29 protein-coding genes, 1 tRNA gene and 1 pseudogene are annotated in these 26,511 nt (G+C 70.7%); 15 read left to right on the plus strand and 16 right to left on the minus strand.

The window, feature by feature from the left end; translation table 11 throughout:
* Positions 1-369: 369 nt before the first annotated feature.
* Together HNR21_RS35140 and HNR21_RS09785 are read right to left on the minus strand one after the other, a co-directional pair.
* Positions 370-597, minus strand: a complete 228-nt coding sequence (locus tag HNR21_RS35140) for a pilin (RefSeq protein ID WP_246442056.1) — start codon at positions 595-597, stop codon at positions 370-372.
* A 336-nt stretch (positions 598-933) separates the two neighbouring features.
* Positions 934-1,719 carry an RNA polymerase sigma factor gene (locus HNR21_RS09785; protein ID WP_182704959.1) on the minus strand — a complete coding sequence of 262 codons (786 nt, stop codon included), beginning with the start codon at positions 1,717-1,719 and terminating at the stop codon, positions 934-936.
* Positions 1,720-2,276: 557 nt separating this feature from the next.
* Here HNR21_RS09785 and HNR21_RS09790 point away from each other — a divergent pair.
* From HNR21_RS09790 to HNR21_RS09810, 5 genes are all read left to right on the plus strand, one after another.
* Positions 2,277-2,999, plus strand: a complete 723-nt coding sequence (locus HNR21_RS09790) for a hypothetical protein (RefSeq protein WP_182704960.1) — start codon at positions 2,277-2,279, stop codon at positions 2,997-2,999.
* Positions 2,996-3,877: a TRM11 family SAM-dependent methyltransferase gene (locus HNR21_RS09795; RefSeq protein WP_182704961.1), complete on the plus strand. Its 882-nt coding sequence runs from the start codon at positions 2,996-2,998 to the stop codon at positions 3,875-3,877. Before HNR21_RS09790 ends, HNR21_RS09795 begins: the two co-directional genes overlap by 4 nt.
* 274 nt (positions 3,878-4,151) lie before the next feature.
* Positions 4,152-4,427: a helix-turn-helix domain-containing protein gene (locus HNR21_RS35145; RefSeq protein WP_182704962.1), complete on the plus strand. Its 276-nt coding sequence runs from the start codon at positions 4,152-4,154 to the stop codon at positions 4,425-4,427.
* On the plus strand, positions 4,428-6,038 hold the full coding sequence (locus HNR21_RS09805) for a tyrosine-type recombinase/integrase (protein ID WP_182704963.1): 1,611 nt from the start codon (positions 4,428-4,430) through the stop codon (positions 6,036-6,038).
* Between the two features lie 637 nt (positions 6,039-6,675).
* Complete coding sequence (locus tag HNR21_RS09810) at positions 6,676-8,178, plus strand: acyl-CoA dehydrogenase family protein (RefSeq protein ID WP_182704964.1); 1,503 nt, start codon at positions 6,676-6,678, stop codon at positions 8,176-8,178.
* 131 nt (positions 8,179-8,309) lie between these two features.
* Here the strand turns inward: HNR21_RS09810 and HNR21_RS36330 are convergent.
* The 6 genes and pseudogenes from HNR21_RS36330 to HNR21_RS09840 all read right to left on the minus strand — a co-directional run.
* A pseudogene (locus HNR21_RS36330) lies at positions 8,310-8,894 on the minus strand (helix-turn-helix domain-containing protein); the annotation flags it as partial.
* Positions 8,895-9,026: 132 nt separating this feature from the next.
* Entirely contained in the window at positions 9,027-9,605 is a 579-nt protein-coding gene (locus HNR21_RS09820) for a GAF domain-containing protein (protein WP_182704965.1), read from the minus strand.
* Between the two features lie 32 nt (positions 9,606-9,637).
* Positions 9,638-10,219, minus strand: coding sequence for a GTP-binding protein (locus HNR21_RS09825; protein ID WP_182704966.1), 582 nt, complete (start codon positions 10,217-10,219; stop codon positions 9,638-9,640).
* Positions 10,200-10,565, minus strand: a complete 366-nt coding sequence (locus tag HNR21_RS09830; RefSeq protein WP_182704967.1) for a DUF742 domain-containing protein — start codon at positions 10,563-10,565, stop codon at positions 10,200-10,202. The genes HNR21_RS09825 and HNR21_RS09830 overlap by 20 nt, the downstream gene beginning before the upstream one ends.
* Positions 10,562-10,996 (minus strand): roadblock/LC7 domain-containing protein, encoded by a 435-nt coding sequence (locus HNR21_RS09835; RefSeq protein ID WP_182704968.1) that lies wholly within the window; start codon positions 10,994-10,996, stop codon positions 10,562-10,564. The genes HNR21_RS09830 and HNR21_RS09835 overlap by 4 nt, the downstream gene beginning before the upstream one ends.
* A 30-nt stretch (positions 10,997-11,026) precedes the next feature.
* The gene (locus HNR21_RS09840; RefSeq protein WP_182704969.1) at positions 11,027-12,733 is read right to left on the minus strand and encodes a sensor histidine kinase; all 1,707 of its coding nucleotides are present in this window, start codon (positions 12,731-12,733) and stop codon (positions 11,027-11,029) included.
* 693 nt (positions 12,734-13,426) lie between these two features.
* Between HNR21_RS09840 and HNR21_RS09845 the strand changes: the two genes are divergently transcribed.
* Complete coding sequence (locus HNR21_RS09845; RefSeq protein WP_312880955.1) at positions 13,427-14,371, plus strand: SMP-30/gluconolactonase/LRE family protein; 945 nt, start codon at positions 13,427-13,429, stop codon at positions 14,369-14,371.
* 138 nt (positions 14,372-14,509) lie between these two features.
* Here HNR21_RS09845 and HNR21_RS09850 read toward each other — a convergent pair whose 3' ends face one another.
* The 5 genes from HNR21_RS09850 to HNR21_RS09870 all read right to left on the minus strand — a co-directional run bounded on the left by HNR21_RS09850 (position 14,510) and on the right by HNR21_RS09870 (position 17,422).
* Positions 14,510-14,680, minus strand: a complete 171-nt coding sequence (locus HNR21_RS09850) for a phosphoribosylaminoimidazolesuccinocarboxamide synthase (protein WP_246442059.1) — start codon at positions 14,678-14,680, stop codon at positions 14,510-14,512.
* A 30-nt stretch (positions 14,681-14,710) separates the two neighbouring features.
* A complete protein-coding gene (locus HNR21_RS09855) occupies positions 14,711-15,382 on the minus strand; it encodes a DUF4241 domain-containing protein (RefSeq protein ID WP_182704970.1) in 672 nt (223 codons plus the stop codon).
* A gap of 392 nt (positions 15,383-15,774) precedes the next feature.
* Positions 15,775-15,850 (minus strand) — tRNA-Lys (locus HNR21_RS09860).
* Positions 15,851-15,962: 112 nt separating this feature from the next.
* Positions 15,963-16,460, minus strand: a complete 498-nt coding sequence (locus HNR21_RS09865) for a C40 family peptidase (RefSeq protein ID WP_182704971.1) — start codon at positions 16,458-16,460, stop codon at positions 15,963-15,965.
* Positions 16,461-17,128: 668 nt separating this feature from the next.
* Complete coding sequence (locus HNR21_RS09870) at positions 17,129-17,422, minus strand: YiaA/YiaB family inner membrane protein (protein WP_119726884.1); 294 nt, start codon at positions 17,420-17,422, stop codon at positions 17,129-17,131.
* A 184-nt stretch (positions 17,423-17,606) separates the two neighbouring features.
* Between HNR21_RS09870 and HNR21_RS09875 the strand changes: the two genes are divergently transcribed.
* The 4 genes from HNR21_RS09875 (at position 17,607) to HNR21_RS09890 (ending at position 19,794) form a co-directional block, all read left to right on the plus strand.
* Positions 17,607-18,002: an SCO5389 family protein gene (locus HNR21_RS09875; protein WP_182704972.1), complete on the plus strand. Its 396-nt coding sequence runs from the start codon at positions 17,607-17,609 to the stop codon at positions 18,000-18,002.
* Positions 18,003-18,233: 231 nt separating this feature from the next.
* Positions 18,234-18,809 (plus strand): nucleotidyltransferase family protein, encoded by a 576-nt coding sequence (locus tag HNR21_RS09880; RefSeq protein WP_182704973.1) that lies wholly within the window; start codon positions 18,234-18,236, stop codon positions 18,807-18,809.
* Positions 18,806-19,060: a BON domain-containing protein gene (locus tag HNR21_RS35150; RefSeq protein WP_119726887.1), complete on the plus strand. Its 255-nt coding sequence runs from the start codon at positions 18,806-18,808 to the stop codon at positions 19,058-19,060. The genes HNR21_RS09880 and HNR21_RS35150 overlap by 4 nt, the downstream gene beginning before the upstream one ends.
* Positions 19,057-19,794, plus strand: coding sequence for a metallophosphoesterase family protein (locus HNR21_RS09890; RefSeq protein WP_119726888.1), 738 nt, complete (start codon positions 19,057-19,059; stop codon positions 19,792-19,794). The genes HNR21_RS35150 and HNR21_RS09890 overlap by 4 nt, the downstream gene beginning before the upstream one ends.
* Here the strand turns inward: HNR21_RS09890 and HNR21_RS09895 are convergent.
* Positions 19,791-20,816: a DNA topoisomerase IB gene (locus HNR21_RS09895; protein WP_182704974.1), complete on the minus strand. Its 1,026-nt coding sequence runs from the start codon at positions 20,814-20,816 to the stop codon at positions 19,791-19,793. The genes HNR21_RS09890 and HNR21_RS09895 overlap by 4 nt on opposite strands.
* A gap of 60 nt (positions 20,817-20,876) precedes the next feature.
* On the opposite strand from HNR21_RS09895, the gene HNR21_RS09900 reads away from it, so the two are divergent.
* Entirely contained in the window at positions 20,877-21,062 is a 186-nt protein-coding gene (locus tag HNR21_RS09900; RefSeq protein ID WP_119726890.1) for a hypothetical protein, read from the plus strand.
* Between the two features lie 155 nt (positions 21,063-21,217).
* Here the strand turns inward: HNR21_RS09900 and HNR21_RS09905 are convergent, their stop codons facing one another.
* Together HNR21_RS09905 and HNR21_RS09910 are read right to left on the minus strand one after the other, a co-directional pair.
* Positions 21,218-21,412: a DUF2795 domain-containing protein gene (locus HNR21_RS09905; protein ID WP_119726891.1), complete on the minus strand. Its 195-nt coding sequence runs from the start codon at positions 21,410-21,412 to the stop codon at positions 21,218-21,220.
* Positions 21,413-21,471: 59 nt separating this feature from the next.
* Positions 21,472-22,320, minus strand: a complete 849-nt coding sequence (locus HNR21_RS09910) for an SDR family oxidoreductase (protein WP_182704975.1) — start codon at positions 22,318-22,320, stop codon at positions 21,472-21,474.
* A gap of 186 nt (positions 22,321-22,506) precedes the next feature.
* Here HNR21_RS09910 and HNR21_RS09915 point away from each other — a divergent pair, with 186 nt between their 5' ends.
* The 4 genes from HNR21_RS09915 (at position 22,507) to HNR21_RS09930 (ending at position 26,460) form a co-directional block, all read left to right on the plus strand.
* Complete coding sequence (locus HNR21_RS09915; protein WP_119726893.1) at positions 22,507-23,280, plus strand: SDR family oxidoreductase; 774 nt, start codon at positions 22,507-22,509, stop codon at positions 23,278-23,280.
* A gap of 13 nt (positions 23,281-23,293) precedes the next feature.
* Entirely contained in the window at positions 23,294-24,058 is a 765-nt protein-coding gene (locus HNR21_RS09920; RefSeq protein WP_119726894.1) for a crotonase/enoyl-CoA hydratase family protein, read from the plus strand.
* Between the two features lie 144 nt (positions 24,059-24,202).
* Entirely contained in the window at positions 24,203-24,907 is a 705-nt protein-coding gene (locus tag HNR21_RS09925) for a response regulator transcription factor (RefSeq protein ID WP_119726895.1), read from the plus strand.
* Positions 24,904-26,460 carry a sensor histidine kinase gene (locus tag HNR21_RS09930; protein ID WP_182704976.1) on the plus strand — a complete coding sequence of 519 codons (1,557 nt, stop codon included), beginning with the start codon at positions 24,904-24,906 and terminating at the stop codon, positions 26,458-26,460. The genes HNR21_RS09925 and HNR21_RS09930 overlap by 4 nt, the downstream gene beginning before the upstream one ends.
* Positions 26,461-26,511 lie beyond the last annotated feature (51 nt).

The following is a 26,511-nucleotide window of genomic DNA, read 5'->3' on the forward strand; positions in this document are numbered from 1 at the left end:
CGCACAAGACCTCGGGGAACGGAGCCCCCGGAACGGGCACCGTCTGCTGCCGCCCCGGGCACTTCTCCAACCCCGAAGGCCCCGGAGAAGACGGCGACCCGGTCGGGCCGGCCTCCACCGGCCCAGGCGCCACGGTCGGGCCGGCCTCGACCGGCCCAGGCGTCTCAGCCGGCGAAGACGAGGGCGAGGGCTCCACCGGAACCGCAGCCCCCACCGTTCGCACCCCGGCCCCGCCGGCACCCTCGGCGAAGACCAGCACCAACCCCGCACACGCCAGCCCGACCGCCGCCCAGCGGTGACCCGTGGAGAGCCTGCGGCGGCGCCTGCCTACGGTGTGCCTACGTTCTGCACAGGCCGCGCGGCGGCTGCTCATGCCGTGCCCACGACCTTCTGAAGGAGTTGCACCAGCACCGGTGCGAGCACCGCGATCCCGTACCCGATCGCCGCATACCGCAGCGTCCGCTTGGCCGCCTCGACCTCACCGGGATCGCCACCGGCCAGGATGTAGCGGACCCCGCCGATCGTGGCGAACAACGTCGCCAGCCCGACCAGCAACCCCACGAGAACATCCCGCAGGTTCTCGATGACCTGCTCCAACGAGGCCACCGCAACCAGCCGCGTCCCCGCCTCAGCGATATCGGGAACCGTGAGCGCACTCGCGATGACACCCGCAGCCCATAGACAGGCAGCGATGGTCCGCCGTGTCCGACTCGGCCGGCATGGCGGTTCAGGTGGCTGTGGAAAAGGGCGTCCGGTGTTCATGACGTGGCCTCCGCTGGACACGTGACAAGGGGTGACCTGGGACGCCAGGCGAAGCGACGGGCGAGGGCGGTCGGCCCTGGGTGTCCTCCTCAGAGGAACTCGAGTGGATCGACACGGCGGGGACCGGGTGAACCATCCGGCCGTACCGCCCCGCCCGCGCTTGGCCTGACATCAAGAAACACCGCTGCACAGGCCCCGATTGGAGAGCTCGTCGTCAGGCCTTACCGAAAGCTGACCATCCTGGATCGCCGCGCGAAGCCGTGCCTCAGCGGCCTGGCGACGCTTGTAGAGCCGATCCGCCGGAACCCCCAGGGCCTGGGCCACGTCCTGCACGGACGCCCCCTCCAGCCGGGTCGCGATGATCAGGGACGCGGCGGAGGGCGTGATGACGTTCCGGCGCACCGCTTCCAGAAGCGGAAGCATGGGATCGCTGTCGGGCCTGTGGCGCGCGACCGGCATCTCGGCAGGGTCCAGAGGAACCGCGCGGGTCTCCCGTCCACGGGCACGGAACGCCGCCTTGCGCGCCCACAGCAGCAGCCGCGCCGCGATACGGGGACGCCCGATGTCGATGCGGGCCAGCTGCGCGACGAACTCGGTCACCAGCTCCGCCGCGATGTCGTCGGCGCAGTGACGAGAGCCGGAGCGGATCACTCGCTGCGCGATGCCCGCGAGCCCCGGCATGGCCACCCCGACGCACCCGACCACCCAGGCCGGGTCGCCTGTACGAGCCTGCCGGACGAGCTCGGCCCAAGCCGCGTCCTTGAGTTCATCAGAGCAGGAACGGCTGAGCAGCAGGTTCCGCAGTTCTCCCAGATCGATGAGCCGAGCCGGCAGCCCGTGCCCGAGCTTGCGGCCGTCGATCCCCAAGGGGCACGGCCCGGCGGTCAGGAGACAGAACGTTCTCTCCGCGACGGTCAGAGCGTTGTCGGTGTACTCGCCGGTCTGGCGGTCGGTCATGGCAGCCCCCGAAAGGTCGTGGCCGGAGCGGACGCCCCAGGTATCCGCCACGCCCTGAGCACTTCTCGGGCACTCCACGAGCACTCTCCTCCGCCCACACCCCGCCTGTGATTCGCCCAGAACGGCGAAGGCCACCGGAAACACGCTCCCTGCTCAAGGCGGGGGCGGTACTGGTAAAGAGCAGGAACATGCCTAAAAGGGCGGCGACCTTGCCCTCCGTCTGCTGACATCTGCCCTCGTAATAATCAGGTCATCGGCGGAGACTCCCGGCACCCCACCTCGTCTTTTACCTGTGTGCTGTTCCAATCGAGGCCACAGGAGCGGTGGTTATTGGTGCGGGGATCGGGTGACCGTCTCGGGTCACCCGTCGAATGAACAACACACCTTCCAAGGGCGCCTCAGGCGCCGACCGGCACGGTCCGGGAGCCGGAGCCAAAGTGCGGCGACTGCTGCCGATGACCGTCTGGTTGTGCTCCGACGAGCACAAAGCGGCTGGCTCAGGCGACAGAAACACCGGCGACGCCAGAGACGAGTACTGCTCGGCGCACCACCAAACGGTGGGGCACCGGCTGGCGCACCACCTGATCAGTACGTGCACCGAGCCCGGTGACCTGGTCGCCGAGGCGTACACCACCGACGAGGAGACACTCGCGGCGGCTGCGAGTCTGGGCCGGCGGGCGGTGGCCTGTCTGCCGGACTTCTCTCTGGCCCGCCGCATCCGTGGGCGGCTGGATGCCGTCCTGCCTCATGACGTGGCGGTGATGGCGGTCTTGCGGCCGTGTCGACCGGACCAGATGGCGCGTGGCCTGGCCGATCAGCTCGGGCGTGTCGGGCTGGTCATCGCCGGACCGCCCTCCTACCCGCGGGACGAGCGGGCGCGGCCGGAAGAGACGCGGCGATGTCCGGCGTGCCGTACCGGGTTCTGGATGGCGGGCGAGGATCGGTTCCGGGCGTTCATGGCGGCGGCCTGGCGGGTGCTGCGGCCCGGCGGTCACCTCGCTGTTGTCACCACCGCCCGGCACGAAGGCGGGCGGCTGGTGGATCCGGCGCCCTGGATCGTTCGCCACGCGGCCGGTCTGCGATTCCGGTACGTGCAGCACGTCATCGCCGTCCGGGTGCCCGTCGCAGGGGACACGCTGGTCGTGCAGACCGACCCGCGGGGGCTCGCCGAGCTGCGAGATGTGCGGTCGCGGGCGTTGCCGCCGGTGGCCAGGGTGCACGCCGACGTGTGCCTGTTCACCAAACCCGCCAGCCACCCAGGTCGGGACGGTGACCGATGAACCACGAACCCAATGCCGGAGCCGAGGCGCTGGCGTCGGTGTGGGCGACGGGGCAGCGGCCGTCGCGCTTGCAGCGCCAGGGCCGCTATCTGCCGGAGTCGATGCGGCATCCGGGCAAGATGCTCCCGGCCATCGCAGCCCAGGCGATCTCGGTCTGCACCCGGCCGGGGGATCTGGTGGTCGATCCGATGTGCGGGATCGGCACCACCCTGGTCGAGGCGGTCCATCTCGGTTGCGATGCCGCAGGGATGGAGTACGAGCCCGACTTCGCGCAGATGGCGGCGGCCAACGTCCGCCACGCCCGATCCCAAGGCGCGGCCGGAACGGCGCAGGTGGTCTGCGGAGACGCCCACACCATCGGCACGACGTTCGCCGAGCTGCGCGGGCGGGTGGCGCTGGTGCTGACCTCGCCGCCGTACGGGGCCAGCACCCATGGGCACGTCCGAACCGAGCGGGACGGCGCCGACCGGCTCACCAAGTGGAACCACCGGTACTCCCACGACCGGGGCAACCTCGCCCACCGCAACCTGGACGAGTTGCTGCACGGAGTCGGCCGCATCCTGGCCGCCAGCGCCGGCCTGCTGCGGCCGGGGGGAGTCGTGGCCGTCACCGTCCGTCCCATCCGGATCAAAGGTGAGCTGGTCGACCTGCCCGGCCGTGTCATCGAGGTCGCCGAGGACAACGGCCTGGTTCTGGTCGAACGGTTCGCGGCGTTGCTGTGCGGGCTGCGTGACGGCGGGCTCGTCACGCGGGCGTCGTTCTTCCAGAACCTCGAAACCCGACGCGCACGCGAGCGGGGAGTACCCGCCTGCATCACCGCCCACGAGGATCTCCTGATCTTCCAGCCCGTCGCCGACAGCCAAGGAGACGGGGAATGAGCAAGCCTTTTCGCTTGATCTCACCGCGCCCGATCGATGGTGCACTTGAAGGTGGGCATGGAGGTGCGGGTCGATGCGGTCGCCCCGTTCCGGGCGACCCGGGAACCGGTGCGGCCATCGACGGTGTGTGCCTGTGCGGTGGTGTCCGGCCCGGTATGGGACGCATCGGGATGCGGGGCGGTATCGAACCGCCGGAAGGGACCCATGCCGTCCGCACCCACCACTATGCGAGCGCCGGAGCCGGTATCGGCTCGCGGCGCGAGAGGAACGGGTCGTGAGGCGGGGGCTGACTCCGGCGGATGTCCGTTCGCTGCCTGTCACCATCGATCTGGTCACCGCCGGCCGCGCGCTCGGCATCGGGCGTACCAAGGCCTATCAGTTGGCGCAGGCCGGTCGGTTTCCGTGCCGGGTGCTGCGGGTCGGCCGCAGCTACCGGGTCGTCACGGCCGACCTGCTCGCGGTGCTCGGCCTTCCCGCCCAGGACACCGTTGCGGAGTCTGCCGGGTCGGTGGGAGATGGGCGGCCTTCGCATCATGGGGGAGAAGGCTGAATGGCCGCTACCGGGAGCACGTTCAAGACCTGCGGATGCCGCGACGAAGAAGGCCGGCTGCTGCGCAAGAAGTGCCCGAAGCTGCGTCGTAGCGACGGCCGGTGGAGCAGCACCCACGGCTCGTGGAACTACCAGCTCGAACTCCCGCCCACCGCCGGCGGCACCCGCCGTGGCCCGCTGCGCCGAGGCGGGTTCACCTCGCAGGACGCCGCCGAAGCGGAGATGAACCGGGTCAAGGAACTGCTGGCCATCGCCGGTGACGACCAGGAGACCGCCCGTCAGATCGCCGACCTCATCGTGACCACCGTCCGCACAACCAAGTCCCTGCCGGACCCGCAGGTGGTGCGCCGCAAGGTCCGCGTCGGCCAGGACCTGTCCCGGCAGGTCACGGTAGGGGAGTACCTGGAGCAGTGGCTGGCCGGACGGCGGGGGTTGCGGGAGGCGACCCGCCGCAGCTACGCCAGCCACATCAAGCTCTACCTGACCCCCCACCTGGGCCACATCCAGCTCGACAAGCTGCGGGTCCGGGACGTGGAACGGATCTTCGACGCCATCGACGAGCTGAACGAGCTCATCACCCGCGCACGCGAGTCCGGCGACCCGAAGCTGCGCGCCAAGGTCAAGGGACGAAGGCTGATCGGTGCCGCGACCAAGCAGCGGGTCCGGGCGACGCTGCGGGCGGCGCTGAACCGGGCGATCAAAGAGAGGCTGATCGAGGTCAACGTCGCCTCCCTGATCGAGCTGCCGTCGGGGAAGGCACCGAAGGCGCTGGTGTGGACCGACGAACGCATCGAGCAGTGGCGCAAGGACCTGGCCGCCCACACCGCGCTGATGGACGCCCGCCGCAGGCATCTGTCGAAGGTGGAGCCGCACAAGCGGATCGGGGACCGCATCAACCGGCTCGACGCCTACATCGGCGCGCCCCGCCCCTCGAAGGTGATGGTGTGGACCCCCGCGCTGACCAAGCGGTTCCTGGACCGCGCACGAGGCCACCGGCTGTACGCCCTGTTCCACCTCATCGCCTTCCGCGGCCTGCGCAGAGGAGAGGCATGCGGGCTGCGGTGGAGTGACCTGGACCTGAAGAACGGGGCGGTGGCGGTCCGGTGGCAGATCACCCAGATCGGCTCACAGACCTTCGCGGGCAAGCCCAAGTCCGAGGCCGGCGAGGCCACCATCAGCCTCGACACCTCCACGGTGAAGGAGCTGCGTGCGCACAAGGCCCGGCAGAACGCCGAGCGTCTCGCAGCGGGCAATGCCTGGGTGGAGTCCGGCTATGTGTTCACCACCGAGACCGGCGGGCCGGTCAACCCCAACGATGTCACCGAGCAGTTCGAGCAGCTGTCGATGGAGGCCGGGCTTCCGCCGGTGCGGCTGCACGATCTGCGGCACGGGGCGGCCTCGTTCCTGCTGGCGGCCGGCTATGACCTGAAGGTGGTGCAGGAGACGCTGCGGCTGTCGTCGATCACCATCGCCGCCGACATCTACACCAGCCTCCTGCCCCAACTCGCCCGCAAGTCCGCCGAAGACGCCGCCGCCGTCATCCTCAACGCCGACACCGACCATGACCGGCCCACACACCGGGGCCAGGTGACCGCGCTGACACCACGGTGACCCGACCGGACACGCTGACGGGCCGGACAACGCCACAGGGCGATGTCCGGCCCGTTGCCATGCGTGCGGGCGTCAGGCGGGGGTGGGCGTTCCACGGCGGGCTGTGGTGTGCACAGGTGATGTCACATGGCCCATCTCGGGAACACGGCCGGGGCCGCTCGGGGGATGCGATGGGCCGGTCAGGGCTGGTGAGTCGCGTGGGACTCGAACTCACAACCTACGGATTAAAGCCCATGCCGCCGATGCCGCGCCGCGCCGACCACCATCACCATCACATGGGTTGCTGAGGTCGGGTCCGCGAACGGTGCGTCGGGTTCACCACGGTGTTCGCCGTGGTATTCACCTCGGTCGGCATCAGGCTCATCTGCACGCCGGTGCGGGCGCCGCGCAGGTGCGATTGAGTCCGCGCAGGCCGCATGAGGTGACACGGTTCTTCGGCGCCCACTACGGTAAGCCAGATGTTTCTTGCGTTTAGTGATCAGTCGACTCACCATGACGTGAGGTCCCTCAGTGGCGGACGATGCGGGAGGAGGTTCATGGTCTGCCGTTGCACAGCGAATCGGACCTCAACATGCTCTTGATCGCCGGAACCTGACGCCTTCCCCACATTGACAGGCCGACCCGTGAGAGCGGACACATGACGAATGACCTGCTGTCTCTGTCGACGAACGAGTTCATCGCCGGCATCGAGGCAATCGCCCCCCGATTCGACTCCGCGACCTACCCGCAGCAGAACCTTCCGGCCGACGACTGGACGCTCCTGACGAGGGCCGGCGTACTGCTTCCGACGCTGCCCAAGGAGTACGGCGGCCGCGACAGCCACATCGAGATGTGCCGGGTCGTGGAGACCCTGTCCGAATGGAACCTGCCGCTCGGCATGTACGTCACGGTCATCACGGCGGTGGCGCTGCGGCCCATCGTGCTGTGGGCCGGCGAGGAGGCCAAGCAGGAGGTGCTGCCGCTGTACGCCGGCGGCGATCCCATGATCTGCGGGTTCGCCTCGACCGAGCCCGGCTGCGGCTCGGCCATGTCCGGCATGACCACCACCTTCGAGGAGGTCGAGGGCGGCTACCGGATCCGTGGCCGCAAGCACTGGCAGGCCTTCAGCCTCAGCGCCCACTGGTGGCTGGTCAGCGCGAAGAACGACGAGCACGGCCGCCGCGAGTACGGCTACTTCATCGTCAAGCGCAGCGAGGGGTTCCGCACCCTGCAGCCGTACGAGCCGCTGGGCCTGAAGGTGATCGACTACGGCCTCAACGAGATCGACGCGGTCGTCCCCCGGCACCGGCGGATCCCGGCCGACGGAAGGACCCTGCGCCCCATGGTGGAGATGCTCATGGCGTCGCGGGCGATGATGGCGGCGATGGGCTGCGGATTCCTGCGCCGCATCAGCCGCGAGGCGCACGCCTACGCCGACCGCCGCCGGATCGGCCCGGGGCCGCAGTCGGCGATCCGCTTCGTCCGCTACCGGCTGGCGGCCATCGACGCCTCCTACACCGTCTGCGCGGCGCTCAACCACCACCTGCAGACCGCGCTGGACATGAAGGACGCCATGATCGGCGCGTTCCCCGCCGTACAGGCCATCAAGACGGTCGCCACCGAGCGGATGCTCAGCGCGGCGCACCACTACCAGCAGCTCGTCGGCGGTGAGGGATACCGCTGCGGATCCCCCACCAACATCTCCGCCCAGGCGTTCCTGGACGCCCGGGTCTACACCATCTTCGACGGCACCAACGACCTGCTCAGCCAGCAGCTCACCGAGTACTGCCTGGCCAGGACGGACGGCCGGGCGCTCAGCCGGTTCCTGGCCGAGTGGCCGCTCACGGCGCCCGCGGTCGCCGCGCACCGGCTGGACCTGGGCTTCCTCGACCAGGATCTGCGGCAGGAGCACATGGTCCTGGCCGGCCGCGCGATCGCCTACGTGTTCGCGATCGGCCAGGTCATGCGGTGGGCCGCCGAGACCGGCGCCGACGCCGGCAGGACCCGGGCGGCGATCGAGTTCCTCAAGGCCGACATCGCCGGCGTCGCCACCGAGTTCGGCCTGCTCGCCACGGGCCTGCCCGGCCTCGGAGACGACGCCGCCGCGCCCCCGGCCGGCGTGCCGTTCTCGCGGTCCATTCCCGCCGCCACCGAGGCGTGATCCGGCGCTGAGCGGCTTTCCAGAACTTCTGGTCGTAACTGGCCGGGAACCAAGGGCTGGTCCAGGGCGCGGCGGTGGTCAGGAACTGGTCGGGTGAGCGGGCGCGGAAGTAGGCGTGCAGTTGCCGCTAGCGGCCGGGCCAGGCGGGGGCGGCGTCCGCGCAGTGTCCAGGACGCACGCACCTGCGGCAGCAGATGCAGATGGGTCTCATCGACCGCCCATACCACCGCGCCGTCCGGCAACAACCGTAGCCGGGAGGCGATCGCGGCCACGATCGCCTCCCGGGCCGGATCACCGCGGCCGATCAGCTTGGGCCGCCGCCATGCCGCGATCTGCCGCAACCGCCGGTACACCGTCCGCAGGCTCATTCGGGGCCGCCCCAGATACCGCCAGATCCGCCGCACCGTCCACAGCCCGGGACGGGCCAGCAGCCGGGCGATCCGCGCGGCCAGCCGTGGCCCGCCCACCGGAGGCCGCCCGCTACGAGAACGATCGTCCAGGCCCGCCGAGCCTTCGGTGTTGAACCGGGCCATCCAGCGCCGCACCGTGGATGCATCGCATTCCAGCAGCACGGCAATCTGCGCCGCCGACAGCCCGTGCAGCGACAGCAGCACCATCACCGCCCGCACCGCCACCCGCCACCTGCCCCGCAGCAGGCGGCGCAACTCCTGGTTCTGCCAGGCCGAACGGTTGGCGAACACGCTGGGCGGGCGCATACTGACCACGGCCTCGCCGGGTGGGATGGACGTTGTGGGCAACTTCGATCCAACCCCCGGCGAGGCCGCTGTCAACGCCCACCTGTCCCGACGGCCTCACCCCGGTTACGCGCAGAACCTCTGGATATGCGCTTAGGTCAGCAGTCCCTCACGGCGGCGGATCAGCTGGATCAGGTCCGCCGCCCGCTCCTTGATGAGGTTGAGCCCGGGATGGCCCCACGGGCGCGGTTCGCTGTCCACGATGCAGATCGTGCCGAGGACCGTGCCCGTGCGGTCGATGAGGGGGGCTCCGAGGTAGGTGCGGATGCCGAGCTTGTCGACGACCGGGTTGCCGGCGAAGCGCGGATAGTCGCACACGTCGTCCAGGACGAGCGCCTTGCGGCGTACGACGACGTGCGGGCAGTAGCCGTGGTCGAGCGGCACTTCCCGGCCCAGCTCGACGGCGCCGGCCGGATCGCCGCCGGGGGCCGGCGGGGTGTACAGGCCGCCGAGGTACTGCCGGTCGGTGACGAAGTTCACCATCGCGAACGGGGGGTGGTCGGCGCTGATGAGGCGCTGGGCGGCTTCGGCGAGGTCGCGGGCGAACGCGTCGAACTCGGGGTCCGGTCCCTGGCCGAGACCGAGCTCCCGCAGCCGCGTCACCCGCCGGGGCACTTCGGGGTCGACGGGTGTCAGCAGGTGGCCGGAGGGTTCGTAGAGCGGGTCGTGCATCACGGGGATCTCCAGGTGGGGCGGGGTCTGCGTCAGACGGAGGGGACAGGGGCGGTGGCGAGAAGATGCTGGATCAGGGCCCTCAGCACCGATGTGGCCGAGTGGCGGTCCCGGGCGTCGCACAGCACGATCGGCACATGCGGGTCGAGTCCGAGGGCGGCCCGGACCTCGTCGGGTTCGTAACGGAACGCGTCGTCGAACTCGTTCACCGCGACGATGAACCGGGTTCCCCGGTTCTCGAAGAAGTCGACGGCGTCGAAGCAGTCCTCCAGGCGACGGGTGTCGGCGAGCACGACGGCGCCCAGCGCCCCGGCGGACAGCTCGTCCCACATGAACCAGAACCGCTGCTGCCCGGGTGTTCCGAACAGGTAGAGCACGATCCGGTGCTGCTCGATGGTGATCCTGCCGAAGTCGAGCGCCACGGTGGTGGTGGACTTCTCCTCCACCCCGCCGAGGTCGTCGACGCCGACGCTGGCCGTGGTGATGAGCTCCTCGGTGCTCAGCGGTTCGATCTCGCTCACCGCTCCGACGAACGTCGTCTTCCCGACGCCGAAACCGCCCGCTATCAGAATCTTGACCTGGGTGGGGAACGCCTCAGACTCGTTGTAGGCCATCGAGCAGCTTCTCCAAGAGGACTCGGTCGGTGGGATCGGCCGCGGTGCGCGGTGCTCGTGTGGTCAGCGCCCGGCCCTCCACCAGATCGGCGAGGAGGACCTTGGTGACCGCCACGGGAAGCCGCAGATGCGCCGCGATCTCGGCGACCGAGGTCGGCGTGCGGCACAGCTCGAGCGCCTTGGCGTGCTCGGGATCCATGGCCGGGGGAGGGTCGCCGGTCGCCACCACCAGGGACAGCAGGTCCAGTTCGACGGTTGGGCGGGTGCGGCCGGCGGTCACCGTGTACGGGCGTACCAGCGGCCCGGCGTCGTCGTCGAGCCAGACCTCGTCGTCACCGGCCGTCATATCGATCGATCGTGGTCGCTCGTGGTGGCCGCCGGGCGTGCCGCGGTGTGCAGGAACGGCCGGACGGCCTTGATCAGCCGGGCCATCTCGAAACCGACGACGGCCGGGTCGGCCTCCGCCCTGGCCAGCACCGCCAGCACGGAGTTGTAACCGGCCCATGAGATGAACAGCTGGCTGAACTTGAGTTCCACCACCACCTGCCGCACCTCGTTGTTGTTGTCGAATTTCGTTCCGGCGCTACGGCCCAGGGAGAAGAGCCCCGAGGCGAGTGCCGCGAGCTGTTCCGCACTGGCGCGGTCGAAGCCGTGGGCGGCCTTCAGCATGCCGTCGGAGGACAGCAGCACGCTGCCGCGTATGACCGGAACCTCCTCGCCCAGCCCCCGCAACAGCCAAGCAAGATCTTGAGTCTGGTTCGGGGAGACAGCGCTCAATGGACGCTCCTTATCGTTTCGTACGTTTCATCAGTTCGCGCTCTCGATGTCATCCGCAGTGCCGTCATTCTCCAGGGCGCTGCGCATGCCCTTCTGGAATGCCGCCATCAGTCCGGGATTGTGCTCGACCTCCTGGTCGTCCTGCCGGGGCTCGGGAGCGTTGACCAGTTCGGGCGCCAGGTGCGTCTGGGCCTGGCGGCGCGGCAACGGCGGCCGTTCGCCGGCTCCCGTCGGGCGGGTGGGCCCGGTGCGGGGGGCCGGCACGCCGGCCTGCGGATCGGACCGCACTTCGGCCGCGGCGGACGGTCGGGCGGCCGGGCGGGCGCCGAGGGCGTCACGGTCGTCTCCCGCCGGATCCGGTCCGGCGTCGACGCCCTGCTCGAAGCCGGCGAGCCGGGGCGGGGCCGAGACGGCCGCCGGTGCGCTCGCGGCCGGCGCTGGAGCGGGCAGGGAGTGCGCCGGTTGCGCCTGGGGCCGGACCGCGGCCTTCTCGGCCTCCGTACCGACCAGTTCCTTGGGCACGACGACGACGGCCTGCGTACCGCCGTAGAGATTGCCCTGGAGCTGAACGCGGACGTTGTGACGGCGAGCGAGCGCGGAGACCACAAGGAGCCCGATGCGCCCGTCCTGCAGAAGCTCGCCGGTGTCGACCTGCTCGTGGTCGGCGAGCAGGTCGTTGAGCCGCCGCTGGTCCTCCCGCGGGATGCCGAGGCCGCGATCTTCGATCTCGATGGCCAGGCCCGCGGTGACGCTCTCGACGCGGACGAGCACCTGCGTGTGCGGCGGGGAGAACTTGGTGGCGTTCTCGATGAGTTCGGCGAGCAGATGGATGACGTCCGCGACCGCGCCGCCGTGCAGGGTCCCGTCGACGGGCGGCACCACCTTGACCCGGTTGTAGTGCTCCACCTCGGCGATGGCCGAGCGCAGCACCTCGTACACGGTCACCGGCCTGGTCCACTGGCGGCGCGATGCGGCGCCGCCGATCACGGCGAGGCTCTCGGCCTGACGGCGCATGCGCGTGGTGAGGTGGTCGACCCTGAACAGCCCTTTGAGCAGGTCCGGATCCTCGACCTGGTTCTCCAGCTCGTCGAGTCCCTGGATGGCCCGATGGGACAGCGTCTGCATCCGCCGGGCGAGGTTGACGAAAACGCCGACCCGCCGGTCGGCGCCGTCGGTGGGTTTGCGGCTCGCGGCGTCGAGCGCGACGTTCCACGCCTCGCTCTGCGCCTTCCGCAGTTCGCATGCGAGCCGCTGGAACGGGTCGCCGGTGTCGGTGGCCGGGTGGTCCTCGGCACGGGATGCGACGGTTTCGCCGGCCCTGAGCCGCTCGACCAGCTCCTGCAGGTCCTGCCGGCCCTGGGCGACCAGGAACCCGAGCTCGCCGAGCCACCGCTGCACGTTCTCACGGTCGCGGACGGCCGACTGGGCGTACTGCCGCTGCATCCGCCGGGTCGCCGCGTCCGCCGCCAACACGGCGGCTCCCAGGGTGATCGCGGCTCCCGCGGCGGCCACGGCCAGCACCAGACGCGTCTTCTGGGTCACGGCGTCGCCGCTGTACAGCACCGCCACGGCGGCGAGTCCGAAGAGCCCCACGACAGCCGCGGGAAGGACGGAAATGGACAAGTGAAACGCGCGTATGCTACTGCTCTGGCGACGCTTACCACGGGTCAGTGGCCTGCCATGTCGTCGGACATCCTGGCGCTCAGCGCCGGCGGCAGGCTCGAAGAAGTCAGGCATCGGCGTCCTCGGTGCGTCGACGGCAGGGATCACGATACTGAGTGATACGTGCTCGTATGGGTACAGCCGGTACATAGGCTGGCACAACGCTGGACCGGGGAGCGCCGATTGCCGAGATTCCGGCGGCTCGTGAGCACTATCTGGCTGTTTGTCCATAATGTCCAGTTCGTCGGAATATGTGCCGGAACCGATCCCACCGCGCGTCACCGGCGAAGGTCGCGCTGGAGGGGCGGCTGAAAAGCAAGCCGGGCGGCCGGTGAGGCGACGTGGCAGGACCATTGCGCACCGCCAGGTTGAGAGCGCTCCCGGAAGCATCGATCAGGTACTCGTGGTCGTCCCTTGCCGGGCGGCGGCGCGTACCGGCCACGCGAAGGACCGCCGATCATCCCCGGTGCGGCACCATGGCGAACCGCGGCACCTGCCGAGATGGCGTCCCTTCCTTGCCCCACATGCCGCGACCATTCGAAGGCGTCGCAGCCCTACGGCAACAACACGATGGCGGCGCCCCGGCACGCCCACGTCGGCTGTGCGCTTGACGCCGTGGCCGGCGGTTGCGGCTGGGGCGGTGCTCTGCAGATAGCGCTGTGGCAGATGCCCTTCTCCCGTGACCTGCGGAGTCACGGCTTTGATCGCAACCCGCCGCGGCACCTCGGATGGCAGGCCTCCGGCCGTTCCCGTCCTCCCGTCCAGGGCGTGGTGTTCGGCCACCTGGATAAGGAGCGTGGCGACATGGCCACAGAGAGTTGGATCTCTCTGACATGCCGGGTGCTTGGGGAGGGGAAGGCTTTGCCGCATGCTGAACGGAACACCGATGCGGTGACCTTTCACGGGGAGGGGCCGGTTTGGTCATCACGCTGGGGAGGGCTGCGCTGGGTCGACATGCTGGCCGGTGATGTCATGTCGCTGGGGGCCGATGGAACGATCGGCCGTCGGCACGTCGGCGGGGCCGCGGCCGCGCTGCGTCCTCGGCGCGGAGGAGGCGCGGTCATCGGCGTCGAGCGGGGTTTCGCGCTGGAGGACGCGGACGGAACGCTGACGCACCTGCCGGAACTATGGGCCGATCAGAGCGTTCGCATGAACGACGGCGGCTGCGATCCGGACGACCGCTTCTACTGCGGGTCCATGGCCTATGACAAGACGACGGGCGCGGGTGCGCTCTACCGGCTCGACCCCGATGGTTCCACGGCGGTGGTGCTGGACGGTGTGACCGTTTCGAACGGACTGAAGTGGAGCCCGGACGACGCCCTGGCGTACTACGTCGACACGGCCACACAGCAGGTTGCCGTATTCGACTACGACAGGGCCTCGGGATTGACCGGGCGGCGGACGTTCGTGTCGATCCCGGAGGAGGACGGCGCTCCGGACGGCCTGACCGTGGACGCGCAGGGCGGGGTGTGGGTCGCGCTGAACCAGGGCGGGGAGGTACACCGCTACACGCCGGCCGGTGTGCTGGACGAGGTGGTGGAGGTGCCGGTGCGGGGGGTCACCGCCTGCACCTTCGGCGGCCCTGCCCTGGACGAGCTTTTCATCACCACATCTCGCGAAGGCCTCGCCCCGGGTGACGATCCGTCGGCCGGATCACTGTTCCGGGCGGCGGTGGGCGTGAAGGGCAGACCGGTACGCGAGTTCGCCGGCTAGATGGCCTGCCTACCAGAGGAGGGCTTCGGTTTCGCGTAGGAAGCGGTTGATGCCGTAGGTCTGGGCCATGGTCAGGACTCCCGGCGCTTGCCGGTGAGGGTTTCGTAGACATGGATGTAGTGGGCTGGGCGGCCTCGACTACGTCGGCAGGGATGGGGGACCCAGGGGAAGTGCGGTCCCAGTTGGCGATGGTGGATGACCCGTCACGGACGAACCGCTTGTCCAGCGCGTGCTGTGGGTGGCCTGGCTCCAGTCGTCGGCGGGCCAGAAGCGGGACGAGTCTGAGGTGAGGACTTCATCCGCCGGCATGAGCGTTCCGTCCGCGGGACGCGGGTGGGTTCAGGGGGTTTCGGGGCCGAGGCTGTGGTGGAGCAGTTCCAGGTCGGAGATGAAGCAGGCGATGTCGCCGGTGGCGGTGCGGCCGATCCAGGTGGGGTAGGCGCCGTCGCCCATGCCGCAGCTGAACACGATGATGTTCAGGTCGGGGTCGTCGGTGGGAAGGTCGGTGCCGCCGAGCTTGTAGGCGTTGCGCATGGCGTCGTGCAGTGCCGGGTGCCGGGGATAGCTCATGCGGTCGAGGTGGGTGAGCGCTGAGGCGTCGAGGAAGCATCCGGTGCCGGAGTCCACGCCGAACCCGAAGAACTCACCGTCCTGCAGACCCGCCGGATTCTGACCGGGCAGCAGGGCCAGTTCCCAGGACACGGCGGGTTCGTCCCGCACTGTGAGCTTGGCGGCGTTGACCACCCGCAAAGGAGACGGGACGTCCGGGTCTGATGACCGCTCCCAGTGCGAGATCGACAGGGTCACCGGGTAACGACCCGGAGGAACGGTCACCGTGAAGGGCGCCACCCTCGGATGTGCTCCCCAGCCCGGGTCCTGGGCGATCAGCCGCCCGCTGGGCAGGTACAGCTCGCCGACCGGCTGGACATCGATGACCGAGGGATCGTCATCGTCCCAGCGGTAGCGGGTTCCGACGCGGAACATCGGGTCGAAGTCCGGGGGCTGGAGCATGCCCGCGATCATCGCAGATACCACCAGGCCATCCCAGGGCCGTGTGGACGACGGACCTGCCCCGCGCGGCTCGGGGCCATGGCGATCCGGTGGCGACCGACCCGCCGGGCCGGACAACGCCATGGGGCGGCGCCCCGGACCGTGGCATGCGTGAGCGATATCAGGCGGGCGCTGGGCCGTCCCACGGCGGCTGTGGCCGTTCTACGGGCGGACGGTGCGCAACCTATCCCGGAACACGGCCGGAGCCGTCGGGGGGATGTGACAGGGCGATCGGGGTCCGTTCGTGTCCCGGTTCGGGCCGCCGAGCGAACATGGAGCGAACACGGGAACGAACCGGGGCCAACCGGACACCGGGCATACCCGGCATCCTGCGGGTTTGTGCAGGTCAGAGGTGGTGGGTCGCGTGGGACTCGAACCCACAACCTACGGATTAAAAGTCCGGAGCTCTGCCAATTGAGCTAGCGACCCGCAGGTAAGGGTACCCAGGCGGGGTGCGGGTTCGCGACGGGATATGGGGGTGGGCGGCGGCGCCGTGGGCGTGCGGGTGGGGGCGCCCACGGCGCCGCCGCCGGGCCGGGGGTCAGAGGCCGGGGCGGACCGCGCCGTTGAAGTGCTGGCGGTAGTAGGTGCTCAGCTTGACCTTCTGGACCTTCTTGCCGCTTCTGGGGGCGTGGATCATGTAGCCCTTGCCCACGTAGACGCCCATGTGGCCGCGGCCGCTGTAGAAGAAGATCAGGTCGCCGCGCTTGAGGCCCTTGTAGGAGACCTTCTTCTTGACGTGCTTGTAGATCTGGGTGGTGGTGCGGGGGAGCTTCACGCCCGCCTTGCGCCAGGAGCCGCCGGCGAGGCCGGAGCAGTCCCAGCTGTTGGGGCCGGTGCCGCCGTAGCGGTAGCGGTCGCCGAGCTGCTTGGTGGCGTACTGGACGGCCTTCTCCGCCTTCTGGGCCTGCTTCTGGGCCTTGGTGAGCGGCTTCTTCTTGGCCGGGGCCTTGGGCTTGGCCGGGGCCGCGGGCTTGGCGGGGGTGGCCGGGTAGAAGAGGGCCGGCTCGGTGGCGGCGCTCGCCGGAGGGGTCGCCACCGCGGTGGTGAACAGGGTCGCGGACGCGCTCAGCGCGAGTCCGCCCAGCGTGAAGCGGATGGTACGGGGGGTATTCAGAACTGCTCCTGCCCTAGCGGGTGATGCCTACCGGGCAGCCGGAAACGGCCGGTTCGGCGTTTCGGCTGAATGGCGTCCCGAAACCCGCGGCATTGCGGGCGGGATTTCCCGGCTCCGTGCCTCCCTGCTGCACGGATTCGGCATGCCGGCGTGGCTCGGCAGCGGTGTCGCGCACCGCGCGCCAGGCCGGCGATGTTCGGTTGTCGACGGCGATCCGGTCGCCGCCGGAACGGGCAGAACGCTAACCACATCCGTCCCACAAGAGCAAATGTCCGGCATCGGCAGGTATGTCGGAAAGTGCTGCAACACTGTGGTGATCAAGGTCGCTGCCTGCGGGAACGGCAAGAATGATCATTAATCTGTGACCTGTGTCGCATCGCCCGGAAGTCCGCCTCGCACGGCGCGGAGACGGCCGCCGCGGCGGGCTCCGGACCCGTCCTCCGACGCCCATCACAAGATCATCACGACCGCCCCGCGACCCGGTCGATCCGGTTCGGAAAGGCATATTTCCATTACCTGAGAGAAAGGGCGCTCCCCGTTCCCGGAGAGCGCCCATGGGCGATGTCGGAATCCACCCCCGAAGGCATCGGTCAGCCCCAGGACCCTCCCGAGGCGTCGACGTACGGGGCATTGGGCGGCAGCGCCGCCTGCGGGCCGGGGCGGTCCATGAGGGCGGCGGCCTCCTGGCGGTCGCGGACGACCTTGGCCAGCGTGAACGTCGAGGTGATCACGTACAGCGTCCCCAGGGCCAGGAACGCGCGGATCCAGGTCGGCGCCGGCAGGAAGGCGATGCCCACGCCGACCCCGCAGGTGGCCACCGTGAACGAGGCGGCCGACTGGATGAAGAAGGCGGTCGTGCCCTTGAGCTGGAGCAGAGCGTTCATGCGGCCACTGTCGGCCACGCCGGACCGGCCCGCATGAGTACGGCGACGGATCCGCGTACTCGACCCCCACCTGAGTACCGCCGCCACGACCCGCCGCCCGGAAGGCTTGCAATGAAAATCGTTTTCATACAAGACTCGGGGCCACGGCCGGATCCGGCCACCACGACAGGAGAAAGGACCCGCCATGTCCCTGACGGTCAGCGACGACCTGCTGCGCCGGGCCCGGAGCGGCGAGGTGAGCGACGCCGACTTCGTGGCCTGCGTGCGCGACTCGCTCCCGTACGCCTGGCAGGTGATCAGCGAGGTCGCCGGACGTTCCCGGCGGACCCCGGACGGCTTCGCCGACAACCGGGTGCCGCCGCCGGACGAGGCCGCCCGCGGCCAGCTGCTGCGGGCGCTCGCCGGCGACGCCATGCGCGGCGCCCTCGAGCGCCACTTCGACGTCCGCCTGGCGTTCCAGAACTGCCACCGCGTCGCCGCGTTCGTCCCGGACGCCCCCGGGGCCGCCGAGCGGTACGCGACCTTCGTCTCGCCGCGCGCCCAGCTGCTCAACCAGTCCCCCGAGCTCGTGGACTGCTGAGCCGGGCACGATCCGGCGTCCGGTCCGGGCGGCGTCCACTCCCCGCCGCCCGGGCCGGAGGACCGCCGGACGGAACCCCGCCGTCCCGGCCCGGTCCGCTCCCCGCCGCCCGGCCGGAGAACAAACCACCTGGAAAGACGGATCCGGCGCATGAGGACCCGATGCGCGGGTACGGCGTCGGCACGACGCGCGCAGGAGCTTGAGACCACGAGGCACAAGGCAGGGGTGGGCATGTCGCATGTCGAGTCGCAGGCCGGTGAGGAGACGCTGCTCACCAGCCTGAAGCGGGCGGCGAGCGTGCTGAAGGAGGCCGACGTCCGCTTCGCGCTGGCCGGTGGTTTCGCGGCGTACGCGCGGGGAGCGGCGATCTCCACCCACGACGTGGACTTCGTGCTGCGGGAGCAGGACGTGGACGCGGCGGTGGCGGCGCTCACCGCCGCCGGGATGCGCTACCAGGAGGCCCCGGAGGACTGGCTGGCCAAGGTGTACGACGACGACCGGCTGATCGACCTGATCTTCCGGCCGTCGGGGCGGCCGGTGGACGAGGGGCTGCTGGCACGGGCCGAGGAACTGCCGGTGGCGGCGGTGAACATGCCGGTGCTGCCCGCCGACGACCTGATGGTGATGCGGCTGCTGGCGTTCACCGAGACGGCCTGCGACTTCAGCGACTTCCTGCACGTGTGCCGGGCGCTGCGCGAGCAGGTGGACTGGCCGAAGGTGGCCAAGGAGACGGCGCACTCCCCGTACGCGTACGCGTTCCTGACGCTGCTGCACCGGCTGGACGTGATCGAGGGGGACTTCCTGTGACCAGGACCGAGGACGTGCCGCACTACCTGGTCGAGCACATCCGCGACCGGGTCGCCGAACAGGCGCACGAGCTGGGCATCCAGGTGGACGTGCGGGGGGACAAGGTCTACCTGCGCGGCCAGGTGATGTCCGAGGAGCGCAGGCGTGACATCGAGGAGGCCGCCCGCGCCGCCGCGCACGGGCACACCGTGTGCAACGAGGTGTCGGTGGTCTCGTCCCGGGAGCCGGACGGAGAGGAGCATCTTTCATGATCCGCGTCGCCGCGGTCGGTGACATCCATGTGGGCGTGGACACCGCGGGGGAGTACCGGCGACGGGCCAGGGGGCTCGCCGAGCACGCCGACGTGCTGCTGGTCGCCGGCGACCTGACCCGGCACGGCACCCTTGAGGAGGGCCGGGTCGCGGTGGAGGAGCTCAAGGACGCCCCGGTGCCGGTGATCGCCGTGCTGGGCAACCACGACCACCACTCCGACGCCCAGGACGAGATCACCAAGATGCTCCAGGACGCCGGGATCACCGTGCTGGAGGGCGACGGCACGATCGTCGAGTGCAACGGCACCCGGCTGGGCGTCGCCGGCGGCAAGGGCTTCGGCGGCGGGTTCCCGGGCCGCAGCGCCGGGGAGTTCGGCGAGCAGGTGATGAAGGAGTTCGTCCGGGAGACCCGCGAGTTCTCCGACCGCCTGCGCACGGCGCTGACCGAACTGGACGAGCAGGGCGCGGACGTCAAGATCGCGCTCACCCACTACTCGCCGGTCAAGGAGACGCTGGCCGGGGAGCCGCTGGAGATCTACCCCTTCCTCGGCAGCTACCTGATGGCCGAGGCCATCGACGAGGCGGGCACCGACCTGGCCATCCACGGCCACGCCCACCACGGCACCGAGAAGGGCGTCACCTCGAACGGCACGCGCGTCCGCAACGTCGCCCTCCCGGTGATCAAGCAGGCGTACGCCGTCTACTGCCTCGAGCCGTCCATGGCCCGCGCCTAGGCGTCGGGGTTGCGGCGCAGCATGTCCAGGACGGCGTGCTCGACCTCGCCCTGGGTGGCGAGTTCGCCGAAGTCGGCCTCCTCGCCCAGGGCGGTCAGGGCGGGGGCGATGGTGACGCCCCGCTCGTACAGGGCGATGACGCGCGGGTCGATGTAGGAGGCGCGCGCCACCGCCGGGGTGTTGCCCAGGTACTCGGCGACCTCCTGGACGACCCGGCTCACCGCGCGTTTGCGGGCCGAGTCGGAGGTCGCGGCCCGCACCGAGACCGCCAGGCCCACGGCGGCCAGGACGGTGGCGTGCCAGGTGCGGAAGTCCTTGGCGGTGAAGTCGCCGCCGGAGATCTCCCGCAGGTACTCGTTGATGTCGGCGGCGGTCACGTCGTGCCAGCCGCCGTCCGGCAGCCGGTAGGCCATCAGCTCAGGGCCGTCGTCGCGGCGCCGCTTGAGCCCGCCGACCACCCGGCACACCGACTCCTCGGCGACCGCCTGGTAGCGGTCCTTGGAGCCCTTGGCCGGATACTCGAAGATCACCTCGGAGCGACGGCAGGTGACGTGCTCGCGCAGCACCGTGGCCATCCCGTACGTGCCGTTCTCCTCGGCGTACTCCTCCCCGCCCGCCCGGAAGAACCCCAGGTCGATCAGGCGCACCGCGGCGGCCAGCACCCGTTCCCTGGTGAAGCCCCGCCCGGACAGGTGCTCGGCGACCTGCTTGCGGATGGCCGGCAGCGCGTCGGCGAAGTCCAGCACCCGGTCGTGCTTCTCGCGGTCCCGCTGCTCGCGCCACCGCGGGTGGTACAGGTACTGGCGGCGGCCCGCGGAGTCGGTGCCGACCGCCTGGATGTGCCCCTCGGGGTCGGGGCAGATCCACACGTCGTTCCAGGCCGGCGGGATCACCAGGTCCTTGATCCGGGCCACCGTCCCGGGCGGCACCGGCCGCCCGTCGGCGTCCAGGTAGCGGAAACCCCTGCCGTGCCGGCGCCGGGTGATGCCGGGCGCGGAGGGGTCGCTGCGCTTGAGCTCCATCACGCACATGGGATCCCCGGTCGCCGTGTTTGAAACCTTGTGACCGGTGACGTATGGGGTATGGCTGACAACCGCGACAAGCCCCTGGCGGACCGGCGGGCCGAGGCGGGCGCCCCGGTCGACCCCGACGGCGAGCCCGACATCGGCGGCGAGCACACGCCCGGCCCCACCGACCCGCCCAACGCGCAGGAGGACGCCCCCGGCGGTGAGGCGGAAGGGTACGAGCCGCACACCCGCGCACCGTAGGCGATCCGCCCGCAACGAGCCCCCGGGCGGGGGTGCAGGGGGGCCACCCGTACCGTGAGCCCGTGACGTACCGTGTCCGGTAGCCCGGACACGGGCTGGAGAGAGGAGAACCGGGGTCGCCGAGCACGGCGGCCCCGGTTCGCTGCGGTAAGGGGTCAGGACTCCTTCGCGACGGCCTGGCTGACCTTGTTGGGGCCGTCGTACTCCTTGTCGGGCAGGCCCTGCAGGGCCTCCATGGCCTGCTTGCCGGCCTTGTTCTTCTTGGCGTGCTCGATGAGCTGCTGCTTGGTCGCCGGATAGTCGACGCCCGACAGGGCCTTCTGGACCTCGATGAAGCTCGCCTGGGCCATCGGGTACTCCTTTCTACGTCCGGAAGCGGCCCTACCCCCCGCGCGGGAGCGAAACGGGGTCAGCCCGGATGGATCTCCCCGCCCGCCGGGACGAGGGTCTGGCCGGTGTAGTACGACGACAGCCGGTCGCTGGCGAAGAACACGTACGAGGGGGCGATCTCGTCGGGGTCGGCGGCCCGCTCCATCGGGGCCTGCTGCCCGAACTTCTCCACCTTCTCCTCCGGCATGGTGGCCGGGATCAGCGGCGTCCACACCGGGCCCGGGGCCACCGAGTTCACCCGGATGCCCTTGTCCATCAGGTTCTGCGCGAGGGACTGGGCGAGGTTCATCGCGGCGGCCTTGCTGGCGGCGTAGTCGATCAGCGTCTTGTTGCCGCGCAGCCCGTTGATCGAACCGGTGATCACGATGGACGAGCCCTCGCCGAGGTGGTCCAGCGCCGCCTGCACGGTCCAGAACAGGCTGAACACGTTCACCGCGAAGGTCCGGGTGAGCTGCCGGTCGTCGATCTCGCGCAGGTCCCGCACCGGCTGCTGGGTGCCGTGGTGCAGCACCAGCACGTCCAGCCCGCCGAGGTCGCGGGCGGCGTGCCCGACCACCTCGCGGCAGTGCCGCTCCTCGGCCATGTCGCCGCCGAAGGTGAAGCAGCGGCGGCCCTCCTGCTCGACCAGCTTGGCGGTGTGCCGGGCGTCGGCGTCCTCGGACAGGTAGGTGATCGCCACGTCCGCGCCCTCCTTGGCGAACGCCACCGCGACGGCCCGGCCGATGCCCGAGTCGCCGCCGGTGATCAGCGCCCGCCTCCCGGCCAGCAGCCCGCTGCCGGTGTAACCGCGCATCTCGTCCCTGGGCTCGGGTGTCATATCCCCGCTCTCGCCTGGGTAGGGCTGGCTCTGGGCGGGTCGTTCGCTCATGGGTCCCCCTAGGATGCTCACTCGGTGACAAGGCCGCGCGTGGTCGTCGTCGGCGGGTGAGCCGGCCCGCGGCCCGCGGTGACAAGGCGCGTCCCCGGAGGGCGGGGGGCCAAACATTCCCGATAGCTTGACCCCTGGGTAACATCAACCCGAACGACATTCGGTCCCTGACGTAAGGTGCTGCATATGGACCTGAACGGAGTCTCCGCCGTCATCTCCGGCGGGGCGAGCGGCCTCGGCGAGGCCACCGCCCGCGACCTCGCCGCGCACGGCGTCAAGGTCGTCGTCGCCGACCTGAACGAGGACAAGGGCAAGGCGCTGGCCGACGAGATCGGCGGCGTGTTCGTCAAGACCGACGTCACCGACGAGGCGCAGGTGCAGGCCGCCGTGCAGGCCGCCGTGGACACCGGCGCCCCGCTGCGCATCATCGTCAACAGCGCCGGCATCGGCTGGGCCACCCGCACGGTGAACCGCGACGGCTCCCCGCACGACCTGGCCTCGTTCCAGAAGGTCATCGCCGTCAACCTGGTCGGCACCTTCAACCTGATGCGGATCGGCGCCGCCGCCATCGCCAAGACCGAGCCCGCCGACGCCGACGGCCTGCGCGGCGTGGTGATCAACACCGCCTCCATCGCCGCACTGGAGGGCCAGACCGGCCAGGTGGCGTACTCGGCCTCCAAGGGCGGCATCGTCGGCATGACCCTGCCGGCCGCCCGCGACCTGTCGGCCATCGGCGTGCGGGTCAACACCATCTGCCCGGGCATCATCGACACCCCCATCTACGGCGAGGGCCCGGACGCCGAGGCGTTCAAGGCCAAGCTGGCCGCGCCGGTGCCGTTCCCCAAGCGGATGGGCCGTCCCGCCGAGTTCGCCCACCTGGTGCGCGCGCTCGTCGAGAACGACTACATGAACGGCGAGGTCATCCGTTTCGACGGCGGCATTCGCTTCCAGCCCAAGTAAGGGAGAGGCAGGCATGTCCGACGCCGTACTGACCGAGACCGATGGCGCCGTCCTCGTCATCACCATCAACCGCCCGGAGGCCAAGAACGCGGTGAACGCCGCGGTGGCCCAGGGCATCGCCGCGGCGATCGAGGAACTGGACGGCCGCAAGGACCTGTCGGTGGCCGTGCTCACCGGCGCGGGCGGCACGTTCTGCTCCGGCATGGACCTCAAGGGCTTCCTCAAGGGCGAGGCCCCGTGGGTCGACGGCCGCGGGTTCGCCGGCATCGTGGAGAAGCCCCCGGCCAAGCCGATCATCGCGGCGGTCGAGGGCTACGCGCTGGCCGGCGGCTGCGAGGTCGCGCTGGCCTGCGACATGATCGTCGCCTCGAAGGAGGCCAAGTTCGGCCTGCCCGAGCCCAAGCGCGGGCTGGTCGCCGCCGGGGGCGGGCTGCTGCGGCTGCCGCAGCGGATCCCGTACCACATCGCCATGGAGATCGCGCTGACCGGCGACTTCTACGGCGCCGAGCGGATGGCCGAGCTGGGCTTCGTCAACCGGCTGACCGAGCCCGGCGGTGCGCTGACCGCCGCCAAGGAGCTGGCGCTCAAGATCGCCGAGAACGCTCCGCTGGCGCTGGCCGGCACCAAGAAGATCATCGTCGAGTCCCCGACCTGGCCCGCCGACCAGGTGTGGGTCAAGCAGAACGAGATCACCACGCCGATCTTCACCTCCAAGGACGCCCAGGAGGGCCCGGCCGCCTTCGCCGAGAAGCGCAAGCCGGTGTGGAAGGGCGAGTGACGCCCCGCTGAGACGGCGCACGAGGGCGCCCCGGCCGCCGCCGGCCGGGGCGCCCTCGACGTTCCCGGCCCGCACTCGGCGTGCTTTCAGGTCGCGTTCAGGTTCGCCGGCCAGCCTGGGCATGATGGACGAGGGGAACGTTCCGTGAACGAGCACACCGCCGCACGGCTGCTGGTGGTCGAGGACGACGCCAACATCCTCGAACTGCTGGCGGGCAGCCTGCGGTTCGCCGGGTTCGACGTGGTCACCGCCACCAGCGGCACCGCCGCGGTGGAGGCCGCGCTGCGGCACCGGCCCGACCTGATCGTGCTGGACGTGATGCTGCCGGACCTCGACGGGTTCGCGGTGGTGCGGCGGCTGCGGTCGGGCGGGACCCGCACGCCGGTGCTGTTCCTGACCGCCCGGGACGCCGTGCAGGACCGCATCACCGGGCTGACCATCGGCGGCGACGACTACGTCACCAAGCCGTTCAGCCTGGAGGAGGTCATCGCCCGCATCCACGCGGTGCTGCGGCGGGCGCGCGGGGACGCGCCCGCGCCCTCCCCGCGGCTGGTGTTCGCCGACATCGAGCTGGACGACGACAGCCACGAGGTGTGGCGGGCGGGCCGGCCGATCGCGCTGTCGCCGACCGAGTTCAAGCTGCTGCGCTACTTCATGGCCAACGCCGGGCGGGTGCTGTCCAAGGCGCAGATCCTCGACCACGTGTGGAACTACGACTTCCGCGGCGACGCCGGGATCGTCGAGTCCTACGTGTCGGCGCTGCGCCGCAAGGTCGACAACACCGACCCCAGGCTCATCCACACCCTGCGCGGGGTCGGGTACGTGCTCCGCCCGCCCCAGGGATCATGACCGTCGCGGCGCTGCACCGCCTGTCGGACCGCACCCCGCTGCGCGTCAGGCTGATCGCCGCCGTGCTGACGCTGGTGCTGGTCGGCCTGGCGATGATCAGCGTCGCCGGGGTGTCGGTGCTGCGCGGCTACCTGACCGACCGCGCCGACGAGCAGTTGCGGATGACCACCGAACGGCTGGTCGACCAGATCGCCCGTCCGCTGGTCGGCCCGGACGGCCGGGTCGTGCTGCGGGTGCCCGCCGACATGTACGGGCAGATCCGCGCCCCCGACGGCACCGTGCAGACCGAGACCCGGGCCCCCTGGATCACCGGCAGCCCGCGCGTCCCCGCCGACCTCGACGGGCGGTACGGCGAGCCGTTCACCGTCCCGGGCACCGGCGACGGGGCCTCCTGGCGGGTGATGGCGGCCCCGCTGGAGGGCGGCGGCAGCGTGGTCGTCGGCGTCAGCCTGGACGAGGCCGACCGCACCGTGCGGCGGCTCATCGCCATCGACCTGATGGTGGGGCTGGCGGTGCTGCTCGTGCTGGCCGGGGTGGGCGTGTGGGTCGTCCGCGCCAGCCTGCGCCCCCTGGAGGCGATCGAGGAGACCGCCGGGGCCATCGCCGCCGGCGACCTGTCCCGCCGCGTCCCGCACGCCGACCCGCGCACCGAGGTGGGCAGGCTCGGCGGGTCCCTGAACGGGATGCTCGCCCAGATCGAGGCCGCGTTCCGGGCCCGGCAGATCTCCGAGAGCGCCGCCCGCGAGTCCGAACGCCGGATGCGTCGCTTCGTCGCCGATGCCGGCCACGAACTGCGCACCCCGCTCACCGCCATCCGCGGCTTCGCCGAGCTGTACCGGCAGGGCGCCGCCCGCACCCCCGCGGAGGTCGACCGCCTGATCGGCCGCATCGAGGACGCCGCCGCCCGGATGGGCCTGCTGGTGGAGGACCTGTTCCTGCTGGCCCGCCTGGACCGGCAGCGCCCGCTGGAGCTGAGCCCGGTCGACCTGCTGGCCGTCGCCGCCGAATCCGTCCAGGAGATCCGCGTCGTCGCCCCCGACCGCCGGATCGACCTGTCCGTCGAGGGCGGCATGGCCTACCAGGTCATGGGCGACGAACCACGGCTCCGCCAGGTCCTGGGCAACCTGCTCAAGAACGCCGTCACCCACACCCCCGCCGGCACCCCCGTCGAGGTGCGCCTGCGCCCCGGCACCCCCGCCGAACGGCACCTCCTGCAGACCCGGGGCGCCCCGCCCGGCACGCCCGCCGTGGTCTGCGAGGTCATCGACACCGGCCCCGGCCTCACCCGCGAGCAGGCCCACCGCGTCTTCGAACGCTTCTACCGCGCCGACGAGTCCCGCAGCCGAGAGGACGGCGGCACCGGCCTGGGCCTGGCCATAGTCGCCGCCCTGGTGGCCGCCCACAACGGCGTCGTCCAACTGGAGACCGCCCCCGGCCAGGGCGCCACCTTCCGAGTGCTCCTGCCTCTGTGGGGGGACGACCCCCCACGTCCCCCGCGGGCGGGCCGGACACCGCAGGATTTCGGGATTCAGGGGACTTTCAGGTTGTGCTGAGGCGGGGTCCAGTCCGGGAGCCGACTCTTCCACGTGAGAGTCCGGAAGGGG

The organism is Thermomonospora cellulosilytica, from assembly GCF_014138835.1.
In the GTDB taxonomy this organism is placed as follows: domain Bacteria; phylum Actinomycetota; class Actinomycetes; order Streptosporangiales; family Streptosporangiaceae; genus Thermomonospora; species Thermomonospora amylolytica.

What these genes read in the sequence shown, in the direction of transcription:
- HNR21_RS09785 (WP_182704959.1), bottom strand. Translation starts at nt 1,719, where the DNA reads ATGACCGACCGCCAGACCGGCGAGTACACCGACAACGCTCTGACCGTC.
- HNR21_RS09795 (WP_182704961.1), top strand. Translation starts at nt 2,996, where the DNA reads ATGAACCACGAACCCAATGCCGGAGCCGAGGCGCTGGCGTCGGTGTGG.
- HNR21_RS09805 (WP_182704963.1), top strand. Translation starts at nt 4,428, where the DNA reads ATGGCCGCTACCGGGAGCACGTTCAAGACCTGCGGATGCCGCGACGAA.
- HNR21_RS09810 (WP_182704964.1), top strand. Translation starts at nt 6,676, where the DNA reads ATGACGAATGACCTGCTGTCTCTGTCGACGAACGAGTTCATCGCCGGC.
- HNR21_RS09820 (WP_182704965.1), bottom strand. Translation starts at nt 9,605, where the DNA reads ATGCACGACCCGCTCTACGAACCCTCCGGCCACCTGCTGACACCCGTC.
- HNR21_RS09825 (WP_182704966.1), bottom strand. Translation starts at nt 10,219, where the DNA reads ATGGCCTACAACGAGTCTGAGGCGTTCCCCACCCAGGTCAAGATTCTG.
- HNR21_RS09830 (WP_182704967.1), bottom strand. Translation starts at nt 10,565, where the DNA reads ATGACGGCCGGTGACGACGAGGTCTGGCTCGACGACGACGCCGGGCCG.
- HNR21_RS09840 (WP_182704969.1), bottom strand. Translation starts at nt 12,733, where the DNA reads ATGCCTGACTTCTTCGAGCCTGCCGCCGGCGCTGAGCGCCAGGATGTC.
- HNR21_RS09850 (WP_246442059.1), bottom strand. Translation starts at nt 14,680, where the DNA reads ATGCCGGCGGATGAAGTCCTCACCTCAGACTCGTCCCGCTTCTGGCCC.
- HNR21_RS09855 (WP_182704970.1), bottom strand. Translation starts at nt 15,382, where the DNA reads ATGCTCCAGCCCCCGGACTTCGACCCGATGTTCCGCGTCGGAACCCGC.
- HNR21_RS09870 (WP_119726884.1), bottom strand. Translation starts at nt 17,422, where the DNA reads ATGAACGCTCTGCTCCAGCTCAAGGGCACGACCGCCTTCTTCATCCAG.
- HNR21_RS09875 (WP_182704972.1), top strand. Translation starts at nt 17,607, where the DNA reads ATGTCCCTGACGGTCAGCGACGACCTGCTGCGCCGGGCCCGGAGCGGC.
- HNR21_RS09880 (WP_182704973.1), top strand. Translation starts at nt 18,234, where the DNA reads ATGTCGCATGTCGAGTCGCAGGCCGGTGAGGAGACGCTGCTCACCAGC.
- HNR21_RS09890 (WP_119726888.1), top strand. Translation starts at nt 19,057, where the DNA reads ATGATCCGCGTCGCCGCGGTCGGTGACATCCATGTGGGCGTGGACACC.
- HNR21_RS09895 (WP_182704974.1), bottom strand. Translation starts at nt 20,816, where the DNA reads ATGGAGCTCAAGCGCAGCGACCCCTCCGCGCCCGGCATCACCCGGCGC.
- HNR21_RS09900 (WP_119726890.1), top strand. Translation starts at nt 20,877, where the DNA reads ATGGCTGACAACCGCGACAAGCCCCTGGCGGACCGGCGGGCCGAGGCG.
- HNR21_RS09905 (WP_119726891.1), bottom strand. Translation starts at nt 21,412, where the DNA reads ATGGCCCAGGCGAGCTTCATCGAGGTCCAGAAGGCCCTGTCGGGCGTC.
- HNR21_RS09910 (WP_182704975.1), bottom strand. Translation starts at nt 22,320, where the DNA reads ATGAGCGAACGACCCGCCCAGAGCCAGCCCTACCCAGGCGAGAGCGGG.
- HNR21_RS09915 (WP_119726893.1), top strand. Translation starts at nt 22,507, where the DNA reads ATGGACCTGAACGGAGTCTCCGCCGTCATCTCCGGCGGGGCGAGCGGC.
- HNR21_RS09920 (WP_119726894.1), top strand. Translation starts at nt 23,294, where the DNA reads ATGTCCGACGCCGTACTGACCGAGACCGATGGCGCCGTCCTCGTCATC.
- HNR21_RS09930 (WP_182704976.1), top strand. Translation starts at nt 24,904, where the DNA reads ATGACCGTCGCGGCGCTGCACCGCCTGTCGGACCGCACCCCGCTGCGC.